7 protein-coding genes and 1 pseudogene are annotated in these 15711 nt (G+C 47.4%); 5 read left to right on the top strand and 3 right to left on the bottom strand.

The features are described from left to right. Nucleotides 1-221: 221 nt before the first annotated feature. Nucleotides 222-518, bottom strand: a complete 297-nt coding sequence (locus MJ769_RS11000; RefSeq protein ID WP_239237185.1) for a hypothetical protein — start codon at nt 516-518, stop codon at nt 222-224. A gap of 262 nt (nt 519-780) precedes the next feature. Here MJ769_RS11000 and MJ769_RS10995 point away from each other — a divergent pair, with 262 nt between their 5' ends. The 5 genes and pseudogenes from MJ769_RS10995 (at nt 781) to MJ769_RS10975 (ending at nt 9294) form a co-directional block, all read left to right on the top strand. Next, a complete protein-coding gene (locus MJ769_RS10995; protein ID WP_239237184.1) occupies nt 781-1623 on the top strand; it encodes a spherulation-specific family 4 protein in 843 nt (280 codons plus the stop codon). Nucleotides 1624-1731: 108 nt separating this feature from the next. Beyond that, a complete protein-coding gene (locus tag MJ769_RS10990) occupies nt 1732-2427 on the top strand; it encodes a transposase (protein ID WP_239237182.1) in 696 nt (231 codons plus the stop codon). 99 nt (nt 2428-2526) lie between these two features. Then, nucleotides 2527-2847, top strand: a pseudogene (gene fdxA, locus MJ769_RS10985) (ferredoxin FdxA); the annotation flags it as partial. Nucleotides 2848-3200: 353 nt separating this feature from the next. After that, nucleotides 3201-5993 carry a PD-(D/E)XK nuclease family protein gene (locus MJ769_RS10980; RefSeq protein ID WP_239237180.1) on the top strand — a complete coding sequence of 931 codons (2793 nt, stop codon included), beginning with the start codon at nt 3201-3203 and terminating at the stop codon, nt 5991-5993. Next, a complete protein-coding gene (locus tag MJ769_RS10975) occupies nt 5983-9294 on the top strand; it encodes a UvrD-helicase domain-containing protein (protein ID WP_239237179.1) in 3312 nt (1103 codons plus the stop codon). The genes MJ769_RS10980 and MJ769_RS10975 overlap by 11 nt, the downstream gene beginning before the upstream one ends. 822 nt (nt 9295-10116) lie before the next feature. Here the strand turns inward: MJ769_RS10975 and MJ769_RS10970 are convergent. Together MJ769_RS10970 and MJ769_RS10965 are read right to left on the bottom strand one after the other, a co-directional pair. Then, the gene (locus MJ769_RS10970; RefSeq protein WP_239237178.1) at nt 10117-13725 is read right to left on the bottom strand and encodes a hypothetical protein; all 3609 of its coding nucleotides are present in this window, start codon (nt 13723-13725) and stop codon (nt 10117-10119) included. Nucleotides 13726-13727: 2 nt separating this feature from the next. Continuing rightward, nucleotides 13728-14384: a hypothetical protein gene (locus MJ769_RS10965; protein ID WP_239237177.1), complete on the bottom strand. Its 657-nt coding sequence runs from the start codon at nt 14382-14384 to the stop codon at nt 13728-13730. Nucleotides 14385-15711 lie beyond the last annotated feature (1327 nt).

The following is a 15711-nucleotide window of genomic DNA, read 5'->3' as shown; positions in this document are numbered from 1 at the left end:
TAGAGGCTTGAGCCGTATGCTCCGAAAGGTGCACGTACGGTTCTTAGGGGGCTGGACGCGGGTGACCGCGCTTGGCTACCCGACATTGTGATTGCGAAGCGAGCCACAATCTGAACCGTTTGTTGTACAAGCCCGGCTCCAAGTGCTCGAGTGGCCTCATAGAAAATAGCTTGGAATAATGGCCGAGAAATTTCCGCACCTCGAGCAGGTCGACTCCGGCCTCAATCTGGTGGGTCGCATAGCTGTGGCATCGGCTGTGGGGCGAGATCTTTTTTTAGGCCACAGGCTTCGGTCATCTTGTGTAGGGTGGTTTGCACGCCGCCGCGATCCAGCGGCATCCTGACGGTTGCGGCTCCTTGTCTGCCGGAATGACGGTTGGGGAACAGCAAGAGTGGCATCTTCGTACGCAGCATCGGTATCGCTCGCGCCAAGGTTGGCTTGAAGTTGATGAATCTGGCCAACAACCTGAGCCGTGTTGAGGTGCTGATTCGCAACAAGACATTTGGCTTTGAGCGCATCAGTGCGCCTAAAATCGCGACAGCAGCATAAGAGTGTGGCCAAAAGGCACAAATGAAAATTAATTGAACCCTAAAATCAACTCAAAAATCGCACAATTGCATTCGAGTTCAGAAAAACAGAAAACTGACCTAATTGTAGAAAATCCGTCGCTCTGACGACGGATTTATAGAAGTACCAAAGTATTTGAATAGAATTACGGCTGCTTTCCTGTTTGAAAGATCGCCATTTTTTCCTTTTCTCAAACAATTACGATGGATAAAAATGAAAAAATTAGCATACAGTTTTCTTGTGGGGCTGCTACTAAGCTTTAATACACACGCCGTTAACATACTTCTACCCGCTTATTTTTATCCTTCCTTTGATCCTAACCAGAGTTTCTGGGATGAAATGACGGCAGCGGCAGGGCAAGTGAATATCACGGCCATCATGAACCCTAATAACGGCCCCGGGGATTCGGTTAACTCTGACTACACGACAGCGGTTGATGCGTTTCGGGCGGCTGGCGGAAAAGTGGTGGGTTATGTTTATACCAGCTATGGAGCACGTTCTCAGGCAGAAGTGCTATCAGCGGTCGCGAGCTACGCCAGCTTTTATAATATTGACGGTATATTCCTTGATGAAATGTCCAATACGTCAACTGACCTTGCCTACTATAAGTCACTCTACAACAGTATTAAATTAACCAATCCTGAATACCGCATTTTTGGGAATCCCGGCACCAATACGTTAGAGTCTTATTTGACCGCTGCCGATGTGCTGGTTACTTTCGAAAATCAGACTGGGTACGAAACCTACCCACCTGATACTTGGACAAATAACTACACGGCTGATCATTTCGCTCATTTGTTATATAACGTTAGTGATGAGGCAGCCATGCTGGCAAATGTAGCGCTTGCGGCAGACCGAAATGTGGGTTACCTGTATATCACAAATGACACCCTGCCCAATCCCTGGGACACGCTTACGCACTACTGGAATGCCGAGGTTTCAGCGGTTGCTGCCATACCTGAGCCGAGCAGTGGTTTATTACTACTCGCGGGTTTAGGGTTGATTGGATTTCGATATCATAAATTTGGTAATGTAGAAATTAGGAGACCTGATTAGTAAAAGATAATTGCCCTCCAATAAGGTATTTAGTTTTTTCGGACATAAATTAGGGTCAGACTCGATTTAATTTGATATACTAGCTCCATCCCTGTAACCAGTAATTGTATGATGGCTCGCCTTCCCCGCTTATATCTACCCAACCAACCTTTGCACGTTATTCAACGCGGTAATAACCGCGATCTCATTTTTGCGGCGGATGCCGATTACCAGTTTTATCTACGTTGCCTGCATGAGGCGGCTGACACGCATTCCGTTACCGTTCATGCTTATGTGCTGATGACGAATCACGTGCATTTGTTGGTTACGCCCACCACGGAATCCAGCCTATCTAAAACCTTGCAGTCGATTGGGCGACGTTATGTGCAGTATTTCAACTTCACCTATCAGCGCACCGGGACGTTGTGGGAGGGGCGGTATAAAAGCACGTTGATTGATAGCGAACGTTACCTTCTGACGTGTATGCGCTACATTGAGATGAATCCTGTACGCGCTGAGATGGTGGCGCATCCTGACGATTATCCTTGGTCGAGTTATCGTGCCAATGGGCAAGGAAATGCGGAGGGATTGATTTTTCCGCATGAACTGTACCAAAGCCTTGGTCGCACGAATGAAGAGCGTCAGTCTGCATATCGGCAGTTGTTCCGGGCACAGGTTGCTAAGGCGGATGTGGAGGCTATCCGTAATGCAACAAACAAAGGGTGGGTTTTGGGCGATAGCCTTTTTGGCGCCAAGGTGGCGGCACTCACTAAACGACGGGCTATGCCTCTGCCACGTGGTAGACCAAAACGTGAGGTGGCATGAGGTGGTAGATTAAATCGAGTCTGACCCCAATTTCCATTGCTGACACTAACCTGTATTTTGTTTAAAATAGCAAACATATTTCAATAGGAGTTTGAATTCATGACCTACGTAGTTACCGAAGCTTGTATCAAATGTAAATACACTGATTGTGTTGAGGTTTGTCCGGTGGATTGTTTTTACGAAGGACCGAACAGTTTGGTGATTGACCCGGATGAGTGCATAGACTGCACACTGTGCGTTGCCGAATGTCCAGTCAATGCAATTTATGCCGAGGATGATTTGCCAGAAGACCAGCGCCAGTTCACTGCCCTGAATGCAGAGCTATGTGGAGTCTGGAAGTGTATCGTCGAGAAAAAAGAGCCACCTGCTGATGCAGATGATTGGAAAGAAGTAAAGGACAAGCTGCATTTGTTGGAAAAGGAATATGCGCCTGGTGAAGAGGAACGGAACTATCCTGGCGGGTCGAAGGATGGTAAAGATGAAGATGGCTTGACAGGGCTGGATAAGCTGTTGATGCGCTGAAATGTTTCTTCCACTATTGCGTGAGGCTGTTCTTTAACTGCCAATTGTGTCCTGCAATATTAATAACACATCCCTCGCTGTTTATTCTCTAGTGATATCGCTAATGGCTTATAGCTCTTCATTCCTGCACAAGCAGGAATGAAGAGCGTGGTTGTGAATTTTCAATTGCGGGGTATGTAGGTTACTTATCATTCAATCGATAAATGTGGTGTTGCTCGCTTGCGCGGGAATGACGATAGAGGTAATAAGCGTTGAACCCGATACCGCAAAATAATACATCAAACGCCACTGTTTTTTTTGATTCTGTTGCACGCGTCATTCTGACGCAGCACGCTAACGAAATACCTGATCTGCGCCGTGCCAGGGTTTTGTTACCCAATTACCATGTGTCACAACCATTAGCGCAAAGTTTGGCACGTGTAGCCAACCTGCCTGCAATTTTATTGCCGCAGATGGTAACGCTCAATGATTGGGTTCAATCCGTTCCCTGCGCACTAGCTTTTACTCCCGATACTTGTCGTATTACCACTTTGTACCAGGCATTGCGCGCGCGACGGTGGTTTGGAGATGCTGATCTATGGAGCATCGCGCGCGAACTGTTGATTTTGCTGGATGAGCTGACACATCATCATGTCAAGCTGCCACAAAATGCCGAAGATTTTCTATCGCAATTGGAGCAAGCCTATCAGTCCAAGCGTGGCATCGCCATGCAGTTCGAAGCACGCGTCGTATACGAACTATGGTATGCGATAAACAATAGCGGCGAACTTGATTCCCCACGCGCTTATCAGCAAAGTTTGACACAACTCGCACAGCAAGCTGAACTACCGATGTATGTATTATTGACTTCCTCTCTTGCTGCGACTGAAACACGTTTCCTGGAGGCATATCATAAACTCGCGCCTGTGATGATTATTGATTTGCGCGAGATGTCATCACGACAGCCAGAATGTGCAGTGATGCGCATCATCGCCTCCAGCCGGCCTCACTTTCCTGACCATACTCCGACGAAAAGAGTGAGTGAGGTACACGATAACTCGCAAGAGAGAATGACGGAGATGGATGCCCTGTCGTTGCGCGAGCAATTTATTCACCTGCAAAAACATTTTCCTCACGCTACGTTGCGGCACCGCCTGCGTTTTTTTGGCGCTCATGGTTTGGAACAGGAAGCGCGTGCCGCCGAGATTCAGATACGGCGCTGGTTACTTGCAGGTAAGAAAAATATAGCCATCGTCGCACAAGATCGCATAGTCGCAAGGCGTATGCGTGCCTTGCTGGAGCGAGCTGGCGTACTGGTATGCGACGAAACAGGCTGGAAATTCTCGACGTTATCGGTGAGCACGGTGTTAATGCGCTGGCTGGATGCGCTGCAAAGTGATTTCTACTATCAGGATTTACTCGATCTGCTCAAATCGCCATTCATCTTCGCCGATCAAGCCGTGCAGGAGCGTAAGCAGACGGTGTATCAGCTCGAACAACTGGTGCGCAAGCATGGGGTGGTGGCACATCTGGTTACATTTCTCGATTTGACGCAAGGCAATGCTGAGATGAAAGTGGCACTGATGCGGTTGCATCAGGCTGCGGAGGTTTTGCATAACAAAAACGATACGCTGTCCGGCTGGTTAAGCACGCTTTACTCTAGCTTAGAAATTCTCGGCATAGTGCAGGGGCTGAACCTGGATGATGCCGGTATACAGTTGCTACAGGCGCTGCAAAACTGGCAGCGTGAACTACATGCAGATACCACGCGCGTCAGTCTGACCGAGTGGCGGCATTGGCTGGCACAACAACTCGACGGACATACCTTCCGGGATTTAACGATCGACAGCCCGGTTGTACTCACCCATCTTGCCGCAACGCGCTGGCGCAGCTTCGACGCAGTGCTGATGCTCGGCTGTGATGCTGCACATCTACCGAGCACTGACAGCAGCGGACAGTGGTTCAATGATGCCGTGCGCGCCACACTCGGCTTGCCGACACACGAAGTAAATTTGGCACAGCAGCGCGATGACTTACTGGCATTGCTCGCTATGAATGACACAATGCTGATTACCTGGCAAGCCAGCAAAAGCGGCGAAGCAAATCTATTAAGCCCCTGTTTCGAAATGCTACGTGCCCTGCACGAGTTGGCTTACGGAGATGACCTTACGATAAAGAAGGGGGAATGGGATACGCTGCTTGAAAGGTCGCAAGTGCGCAGTGCAGAATTCCCACTACCGCCTGCGGCTGCAATGCCCGCACCAGTCGCGCTGCCAGATCTTATTCCGCGACGTATTTCAGCCAGCGGTTATAACAGTCTGGTGGCCTGCCCCTATCAATATTATGCCCGCCATATTTTGCACCTCAATGAAATGGATGAAGTTCGTGAAGATGTCGAGAAACGCGATTATGGTGAATGGGTACATGACATTCTTCGACACTTCCATGAGCAATATCAGGTGCTGGACAATCATCTGCTCGCCGATCTGGATTCGGCTCTGCAACGCATCAGTGTCGAAATTTTTGCGCCTGCTGTGAAACGCGATTATTTGGCGCGTGCCTGGCTGTTGCGTTGGCAGCAAGCAATTCCCTTCTATCTGGACGAACAGTTAAAAAATGAAGCTGATGGTTGGCGATATCAAAGTGGGGAAGTGCCGTTTGAATTGCCATTGACTGATGATTTACTTATGCATGGGCGGTTAGACCGTGTAGATAAGCGGACCGATGGAAGTAGTTCAGTGCGCGTGCTTGATTACAAGATGATGGATGCGACCAGGCTACGCAATAAGCTCAAAGAAGCAGGCGAGGACGTGCAACTGGCTTGCTATGCTTCCGTGTATGAGGCGGATGCAGCCGCATTTATCAGCATCGAAAAAGACAAAGTGATTGCAATTGAGCCACCACAGGACGTGGCTGAACTGGCGCAGGCAAATATCACGCGTCTGTTGGAAGTATTCGCACAGATGCGCAGTGGCGCGGCATTGCCCGCGCATGGGGTGGCAGAGGCATGCCAGTATTGCGAGATGCGCGGGCTATGCCGAAAATCGGAATGGAATGAGCGCTAATGGAAAAGATGCAGTGCATATGGAGCATGCAATGAAAAATTGCATCGCTCTAAACCCTCAGCACAGCGTAGTCGTAGAAGCCTGCGCGGGCAGCGGCAAAACCTGGCTACTGGTGTCACGAATTTTGCGCTTGCTGTTGACCAGTGTTAAGCCTGGAGAAATTTTAGCCATCACTTTCACTCGAAAAGCCGCACAGGAAATGCAGGCGCGTTTGCACGAATGGTTACATTTGCTTGCAACAAAAGATGACATTGCGGTACGTGCTTTTCTTGTGGAACGCGAACTGCATGATGTAAACGACATGCTGCTGGCGCGCGCGCGTAGTCTGTATCGCGACTGTTTAATGGCGCAACCTGCTATTACCATCAATACTTTTCACGGCTGGTTCATGCAGATTATTCAGCGCGCGCCCTTGAATGCTGGTTTGCTTATAGGAATGCAATTGCTGGAGCGTACTTCGGCGCTGTATGAGGAAGCATGGCAAATGTTTGCCGATAGCCTGCGTGCCGCACCTGACGAGGTAACTGCGCAAGAGATGCAATGGTTGTTTGCGGAATATGGTTTGCACAGTACGCGCACGCTTCTGAAGAATTTTGTACAGAAACGAGCCGAATGGTGGGCTTATACCAGCGGTCAGGATGATGCGGTGGGCTATGCGATAGAACAACTCCGTATCAAGCTTGACGTTGATCTTGCGAATGATCCGCTAGCGGTACTACTGGAAAAAGATTTTGAATTAATTGTAGAGTCCTTTGCAAGCTTGTTACAAAGCGGTTCGGCAGCACAACAGAAAGATGCTCGCATGCTGGCTGATGCTTTACGTTTACCAGATGCACGCGTGCGTTTCGAAGCACTAAGTGACGGGTTTTATACCGAGAAAGGTGAGCCGCGCAAAAAATTCAAGGCGAATAAAGGGCAGGACCACGAGCGCTATGCCAGCCTTTGTTGTGCCATATTCGAATCCCTGCAGACCGTGCGTGATGCTTTGACAGAGCGCGAAGCGCTGCGTATGAATCAGGCCGCTTTGCACTGCGGGGCCGCATTACTGCAACATTATCAGGATTTGAAACTGCGTCAGCAGTTAATGGATTTTACCGATGTGGAATGGCAGGTATGCCGCCTGCTCAATCAGAGCGATTGTGCCGAGTATATGCAGTACAAATTGGATAACCGCTACAAACATGTTTTGCTGGACGAATTCCAGGATACCAACCCGGTGCAATGGCAGATTCTGCAAGCCTGGTTTGCTGCATCTGCTGCCGTTGAATCGCGACCAACCGTTTTTGTGGTGGGTGATCCAAAGCAATCCATTTACCGATTTCGTCGTGCCGATGCGCGTTTGTTCGGAGAGGTGAAGGTATGGTTGCAACAAGAGTTTGGCGCGTATCCCCTGAGCCAGAATATCACGCGGCGAAATGCCCCAACGGTGTTGCAAGCAGTAAATAGCGTATTTCATTCACAGCCGGATGGTTTCGTGGATTTTGAAACACACATCGCGCACCACACCAACTTACCCGGTTTCGTCGCTGCCTTGCCGCTAGCGTTAATTGAAAATTCGGCCGAGATTGACGCACTGGGTAGACCGGGTTGGTTGCGTAACCCTTTGCTGGAAGCGCGTATCGAACAAGCGACCGACGAGCGTGAAGCGGAGGCACAGCAGTTTGCCGCTGGCATCGCCGACATCGTGGCGCGCTGGAGTGTGCAGGATGCAGACGGCACAGTACGGCGTGCAGAATACTCTGACATTATGGTATTGGTGCGCAAGCGCACCCATTTACGAGTATATGAGAGCGCCTTGCGTACTTGCCGCATTCCCTTCTTAACGTCGCGACGCGGCGGGCTGCTGGACACATTGGAAACGGAAGATATACAAGCTTTACTGACTTTTCTAATCACCCCATTCGCCGATTTAGAATTAGCGCAAGTTCTGCGTTCCCCCTTTTTCGCCTGTTCCGATGGCGATTTAATGCAATTGGCTCAAGACGAAATCGGTGGTAACTGGTGGTCACGGCTGCAGCGATGTGTACAGAACGAGGCAGCATCTGTCGAGTTGTCGCGTGCATATCGCCTGCTGAATAACTGGCTGGATCGCGCCGACAAGCTGCCAGTTCATGATCTGCTTGATCGCATCTATTTTGAGGGTGATTTGTTGCATCGCTATGAAGCTGCGCTGCCTGTCGAAATGCATGAAACGATACACGCCAACCTGCAAGCCTTTATGGAGATTGCGCTGAATGTGGATGCCGGACGCTACCCCAGTTTGCCACGTTTCCTTGCTGAGCTGAGAGAACTTCGCTTGGCTGACAACAATGAATCGCCGGACGAGGGCAAGATAGGTGAGGTCGGTAATGCCGTGCGTATTTACACCGTGCATGAAGCCAAGGGGCTGGAGGCACCCATCGTGTGGCTGCTTGACGCAAACGATACGCATCGTAAACCAGACAGCTATGGCGTGCTGCTCGATTGGCCACCCAACGCACCGCAACCAGTGCATTTCTCACTTTTTACTGATAAGCGTAGTCGCGGGGCCAAGCGAGCGACTTATTTTGATGCCGATGAAGATTATATTCGGCGTGAAGAAATGAATTTGCTGTATGTCGCCATGACGCGTGCGAAACAAGCACTGCTAGTGAGTGGGAATGGTGAATTAAAAGAAAATTCCTGGTATGACCGCATCGCGACAGCTGTGGAGGAGGCCGATAATCCTTTGTTGATTGCGGCCGATAACCTTGCTCCTGCCTTACCCTCAGTTGCTGCTGAAATTGATGAAGCATTATTGCGTCCATTACCCACAGGTCATCGCACAATGCGCTCCACGGTTGCGCAGCGGCAAGGCACTTGTTTGCACACGTTACTGCAACATCTAAGCGCATCTTCGGCAGACACTTCCGTCCTACCTACAACAGATGGAGTTAAGAAGAGAGAAATGGCTGACAAGGCAGCGCTGCAATTGCAGCACGGCATCTCGTCCTGCGATATGGAATCACTCTGGCTACAGGCGCAACATCTGCTGACATTGCCGGCATTACAACGTTTCTTTGATCCCCGACATTACTGCAAGGCTTGTAATGAAATGTCATATGTCAATGCGCGCGGCGAACTGCGACGTATCGACCGACTGGTAGAATTTGATGACGAAGTATGGGTACTTGATTACAAGAGCGGCGCAATGTCAGACTCTGAGTCTCATAGTGTTCAGATGCAGGAATATCGTATCGCGATGCAGACCGTTTATGCTGGAAAAATAGTTCGCTGCGCGTTGATATTTTCGGATGGGACGTTATGCGAGATCGGTACCTGAACGACCAAATTGTAATGATGTGCAATATTCTTCGGGCTAAAGCTTAAACTAATGTTTCAAATTCGGGGCTCACTACACTGTCTATTGTGGATTGCGAAAAGCAACATCCAACGAGTCAATTGCCACGATTGCTGATTCTGGGTGCTTCGCTCTAGCCGTTGCGAAAATGCTTACGCTGAACTTGCGTGCTCCTTTTGGTAGGTTTATAACAAAGCGCGAGCAACTTTTCGTATGAGGCTCGCTAAAGATTAGTGGGCGCGCCCGTTTATGTATCAGGATTGTCAAACTAACAGTGGAACGATTCGTTTTGATAATAGCTCCTCGCACATCAAGCAGAATTTCTGTTGGGGTTTCTACGGGAGATACCAGCCTCAACGTCAAATCACAACGTATGCGGTGACTGCTTCGCTTCGTCATGCCCGCTTGGGCTTGCATCTTGTCAAATAACACACTGATCGCACTGCCGTCAGGCACAACGGTAGTTTTGGTGTTAGCAGGGCCACTATGTGTTGATTTTTTTCCAAACGTAACGTTTTTAAATGCAGGGCTCATACATTTTTCCTTATTTTGAGAGCACGATTTCGGTTGCTCGTTTTTAGTCTTTGGGTACGCGCAATCTCACCCAGTATTGATTGTGTACAAAAACCCGCAGCCGTTGGACAGTTCCTGCATGTCCTTATTCGGTGCCCTAAAGCTTAGGGAAGCGCTGATTAATTTACAATCGTCGTTCCCGAGAAAGCGGGAACCCAGTTAAATCAATAAGATGGATCACCATTTTCGCGGAATGACGAATTAATCAGCGTTTCTTTAGTATGGTAAACACTACTGCCCCCCTGCCGTTTGCCCGACAAAACCGATGGCAACTTCGTAAGCTTTGACGGCCTCAAGTCGATTGGTCGTAGTGGTTTCAATTAAAGAGTTGGCTAATGTTGACACTTTTCGCGCTGCTGCAAGCCGATTGGATTTAGCCAAGGTGTAGGCATCCTCTGCGGTTTTGGCAAGAGTACTTTTCGCTCTTAATTCTTCGTTTGCGGTATCCCACTTTGTCTTCGCAGTGCCAAGATCAGCTCTGGCTGTTTCTAATGCTGTCTTGGCGTTGCTGATTTCTGTGGACGCAATCGAACTATCAAATTTTGCCTGCTTGCTTGCCCGGTCGGACTCGGCTTCATCCCTTGCCTTTGTCGTGGCAATTACATCCGTACTTGGGATATTAATGGCGGAATCAAGTCTATTTTCCGCAATAACAAGGGCAGCCTTTGATTTGACTAACTCTGCTTCATCAGCAGGTGTGTGATTTGCAGCTTCAGCTTTGATCTGCGCATTCTTATTGTTTTCAACAGCTTCATTCCATACTTTGCGCTTGGCAGCCACTTCTTTTTCTTGGTCAGCGTGAGCTAGATTCAATGCCCCCTGCTTTTCTTTCAAAGTAATCTCGGCTTTGTCTAATGCCTCTCTTTTTTTTGCCACTACTGTAGGTGCAGTCATGGCATCAAATAGAGCCTGCGCACCTGTCACTTTAGCATCAGCTTTTTCCCATTCATTTTTCTTGTTAGTCACGATAACATCCTGGGCATTAAAGCTAGCCTTCTCAGCCTCATACTTACCCCTCTGGATTGTAATTAGATCATCGTTTTGAATAATTGCCTTCACTAACCTGCTGCGCATATTTCGTACTTCAATCAGTGATTTAACAATGGCATTTGAAGCGTTGGTATTGACCGTGCTCGAATCCTGTGCGGCTGGAGTGGTAATCTTGGTGAGATCGGTTGTCGTAACCGCAGGAATTTTTGGGGCTGTAGCCGAAGCTTGCAGATCAGCCTTGGCGAGATCGGTAAGAGCAGTTTTAGCTGTAACTAATTCGGCTGGAGTGGTGTTGAGCAAAGCTTTCAATTTATCGAGGGTATCTTTATCAAAGTTAATGCCCTGCCATGCCGCATTAATGTCAATTGGTAATTGGTCCAATTTACCGATCAGACCACTGACATCCATGGTAGTAGCGTCTACGTATTCCTTACGGTACTTGGCCAACACCTTCTCCAATCCGGCGGTATTTGCACCACTGCCCGACTGCTGTTCCGTAAGTTCCTTTTTTAAAGCTGTGCGATCCGAATCGCTAATATCTGGGTTCGCCAACTTTCGTCTAGTTTCCACCTGCCCCAACAAATCGAGATTAACTTTGCCGCCCATATTAAATAAAGCCAAACTCTGTGCACTTCTTATGATGCTTTCCGGATCGGACGACAGCCCTTTGACATACCAGTTGCCGACATCATCTTTAACGATGGCAAAGTCGGTTGCACCACCGCCACGGACTTTGATTGTGTTGATGGTTTGCCAGAACTGTTTGTCCATTTCGAGCTTGGTTTCTCGGAACGCTTTGCTGCCATCATTGCAAAATAAAGGAAACAGTAAATTCTTACAATTGGTGCTACCACCGTTATCCTGCAGCGATGTATTAGCGAAAGCGTTACGCAAATAAGCACTGGCTGGACGAAGATAGGCTAGCCCACCTCGTTGTTCGTAAGCCAGTTCCAATGCTTTGTCCAGTGCGGTTAAATTGCCACCTCTGGAGGCTGCTTCCAAACGTTGTTGTTGCAATTGTGCGATGACATCATCCAATACATCGCGTTGAGTTTTTACCTGAGACCCGCCAGAAAATTGAAATGTCTTTGGAATCGACATCGCTGCCAGCATATCCCCCGCTACCTGAAATTCTTCTTTCTTTTTGGTTTCTGTTGTTTCGAGCAAACTTTGTTTTTTGATTTCGAGCAACAACAGATGGCGCAAGCCAGACAAATCGACGACCTTGGCATTTTCGGCCTCTTGCAGCACTTCTTGCTTTATTGACTTAATCGTTTTAAGAGTTTTTTCTAATTGACCTGTAACGCCCGCCACTTTCTCTTTTTCTCTTATATTTTCTTCATTTTTTTCAAATGCTTGCTTTTTATCAGCTATCTCTTTTTGTGTTTTTTTGAGACTAAGCTTATCCTCATCAAGTTTTACCAGGAATCTGCCCCCTAGCTTCTTAAACAGCTCTGTTTCCGCACCTACAACTTCAAAATCCTGTATGAATAACTTTGACTTGAACTTATCAAAGGCAGTTTTAGCACAATTGCGGCGATTATATTTTGGATCTGCTGATGGTAATTCGCCTTGAGGCAAAATCTTACTTTCGTCAAACCATGATTCCAATTTGGTGAACACATCACCCATTGTTACTCGATTGACTGGCTTAAAAAGATCAGCGATTTCACGTCGATCTTCATCCACTGAGCTATCCGCTGGGGTAATTCCCTCAGCATCAAGCTTATAATCATCAAAGGCTGTACGATAGGCGTTTAAATTTGGTTGCACTTTTTCCGCATCCGCTTTAAGCTTTTTTTCTGAGTCACTGATTTCTTTTTCCGTGATAGGCATTTTATTGAATTCACCTATTGCTCTTTCCAGACTTAGCTCCGTACTTCCTTTTTGCCGGACAGCTACTTCTAAGTCTCGCACTAGGTTATCAAATGCATTTTGCGCCCCCGGTGCAAATGCATGTTGTGCTGCGGTTAACTCGCTATCTTTACGATCCTTCAAACGCTGATCATGCGTAGCGCGTTTGCGCAGATCATCCGCGTGCACAATGAGTGTGTTTCCAAGAGACTGAAGCACCGCCAGTTTTCTTGCGAAACTTTCCTTGCTAGAACTGCCGTTGGCCAATTGATGGTTGTTGACAGTGTAAAGTATTTTTTCGGCAAAGATGATTAGCGCGTCATTAAGGCGTTCTTTGGCTATGCGGAGGTTATTAAGAGTGCTCTCATTCTGATGATTATTTACTTTTTCGGTAGCATCAATAAATTTTTTTGTTAATTCGGTAATTCCAAACTTATTTCTGGCTTTATCTTCAGCGGGGAGGTTGTCCTGTTGTGTTCTGTGGAATGCTGATGCAGATAGCTCAGTCGATACCTGTTTAGCAACCGCTTTCTGTTCAGCAACCGCTTTCCGTTCAGCAACCGCTTTCCGTTCAGTAGTTATTTTTTCTGCAAGATGATCTGTATCTTCATAAAGTGCAAGTATTGAATTAAGGAAGTAAGCAATATCAAGTTTAAAAGTACATCCAAGATATTCATCACTATGATCGAGGTTCCCTTGGAGACACGCTCTATCTTGTTCTTTAGCTTGTTTTTTAGCTTGTTCTTCAGCAGAATTGTCATATGACGCGTAACTTTCATCGTCAAAAATATAATTATTGCGCAGTGCCACAATAATCGGTTTGGCTGAGGTAGCTAGCGCGATATATTGCCGTAACTGGATATCCTCGTGATTTGCCAATGGTCCTTTGTATTCATCCACATCTATTTGCAATACGGAACAAGCGCATAGAGAAAGTGCCGTGACGAAAGCCAAGTGGCGTCCCCTAATACCATTAATCAGATAGGTATGTTTCATTATTATTGCTCCTTCAAACGGTCATTACTGGCTTCGTTATTCAATTGATCTAGCCGCTCGTGTTCTGTCTTTACACGTAATAATTCTTTGAACAAATCTTGTTCCAGTGCCGGCCCACTATGCCCTTGTGTTACCGCAGCAACGATCCCCAACGCTTCATCAACGGCTTGAAAAAATTTTTCGGGGCTGGAACCCATAGTAATAACCAGGCGATGGTCTTTGGGTGCCTCTCGGAATCCTTCGGGGCCAAATAGCACCAACCTGCGACCAGTCAATTTCGTTTGCATGCCCTCCTCAGCTTTGGTTACTTTCACGCCATCACCATTCTTATCAAAGCGTGCCGTCGATCCCAAAGAATCAATGACTGAGGCTGGCACCCACCCTGAGGCATAACGGGTGGTATTAAAAAAACTGGACTGGCCTTTGACGCGTACCCGATAAATCGTCGGCGGCAGTTGTTCCTGTGGGTCAAATACGCCCAGGTAGTAGATTTGCTCCAGCGCAGTGGTTGGTATGAACGTTCCTGCGAGGACACCTTCGCCGCTGGCAATATTGCGCTGTGCAACGTGGCTCAAGGAGCTACATGCAGCGCAAAGCAGGCATAGTGCCAGTGGGGTCAGGCGATATATAAATCGTGTTTTGTTTTGAATGCGCTTCATGGGATCACCTCTGAATTGTAGGTTGTGGATTTAAAAGTGTATGAAAGCTGAGGGGCTAGCTTTGTAGCTTAGTGTTGATTGATCTTGCAGGTGGCTGTGTTTGGTATTGCGACATATGCTGCAAACTAACTGAACTGGTGCGCGCAAGCAGAAAGCCACGCGGATTTTGGGCGTTACAGGTGACATGATGTGTTCCCCCTTAAACAAAAGGCTGTTGGTGCTGGTTCCCATCTGTGTGGGAATCGTTTGGGACGAAAAATCTCCGTTACCCATGTTGCAGCTTCGATTTTAATTATTCTCGTTGTGGCTCAGTCTCGAACGCTGTAACGGTATTTTTATTTTAAAAGCAATTTAAGCAACGTGCGCCAACCTACTAATATCTGGGGGCTTCGCCGGTAGCCTGACACCATGCATGCGGTACGGTGTAAGTTGCGGCGAGAGTGCAAGTGGGAAATAGTATCCTCCTGCTTTTCAGAAAATGTCAAGTTAATTTTATGGGTTAAAAAAAGGCTTCGTCCGAAAAATCAGTGGGTAACTACTGCCCTTAAAAATAATCTATCTTTATGATATATATAAATATTAACAGAGTTAAACTAGTTAATTATTTCAGGGGTGACTTACTATGACCGAAGAAAGTAACTATATAAAGACTTATCCAAGGCGGCGTGCGTGGTCCCTACTTAGACCATAAACGCTCGACGCGGTGGGTAAGCCGACACCACCAATTTAAATAATTGAGAGCCTTAAAGGCTTACAAATAACGGTCAATTTTCCAAAAAAGACCCACCAATTCCACGGACAAACCAAAAAAAGTAACCTTACCCCTGCAAAACGTAATGCTTAATTTTGTATAAAATACAAATTAAGGGCAACGAATTGGATCGTGCAAAGAGTAAGAGATATTGTAAAAAAAGAAGTGCAAGCAAGAAACAGTAAGGCTAGTTCAAGGAGGGCAACTGACCGGTGCAGGCTCAAAGGTAGTGAACCCAGAATAAATGGAACTCGCACACTTGAGAGCAAAGCTTGTACGCGTCAAGATGGCGCGGAATATTTAAAAACAAGCGACGGTGTATTTCGCGCGCGAATCAGCGTGAAGTACACTTGGATTGAGCGTCATCAAATGCACGGGCCTATCACGATGCATACGCAATACTGAACGTCAGTGTCAGCGGCTACTTTACTTATTTGCTTGTTTTGACTTCATTCAAAGTGCATAATGAAAAAATAAAAATCCAATATTTTCTTGGGTTTATCGTGATAGACGATGATTGTATGTTAGCGCAGTAATCGGCGGTTGCCGAAAATCGCGCCGAAGAAACAAGAGATC

The organism is Candidatus Nitrotoga sp. BS (assembly GCF_927797785.1).
GTDB lineage: Bacteria > Pseudomonadota > Gammaproteobacteria > Burkholderiales > Gallionellaceae > Nitrotoga.
This window is presented reverse-complemented; position numbering and strand designations above follow the sequence as displayed.

What these genes read in the sequence shown, in the direction of transcription:
- MJ769_RS11000 (WP_239237185.1), bottom strand. Translation starts at nt 518, where the DNA reads ATGCGCTCAAAGCCAAATGTCTTGTTGCGAATCAGCACCTCAACACGG.
- MJ769_RS10995 (WP_239237184.1), top strand. Translation starts at nt 781, where the DNA reads ATGAAAAAATTAGCATACAGTTTTCTTGTGGGGCTGCTACTAAGCTTT.
- MJ769_RS10990 (WP_239237182.1), top strand. Translation starts at nt 1,732, where the DNA reads ATGATGGCTCGCCTTCCCCGCTTATATCTACCCAACCAACCTTTGCAC.
- MJ769_RS10975 (WP_239237179.1), top strand. Translation starts at nt 5,983, where the DNA reads ATGAGCGCTAATGGAAAAGATGCAGTGCATATGGAGCATGCAATGAAA.
- MJ769_RS10970 (WP_239237178.1), bottom strand. Translation starts at nt 13,725, where the DNA reads ATGAAACATACCTATCTGATTAATGGTATTAGGGGACGCCACTTGGCT.
- MJ769_RS10965 (WP_239237177.1), bottom strand. Translation starts at nt 14,384, where the DNA reads ATGAAGCGCATTCAAAACAAAACACGATTTATATATCGCCTGACCCCA.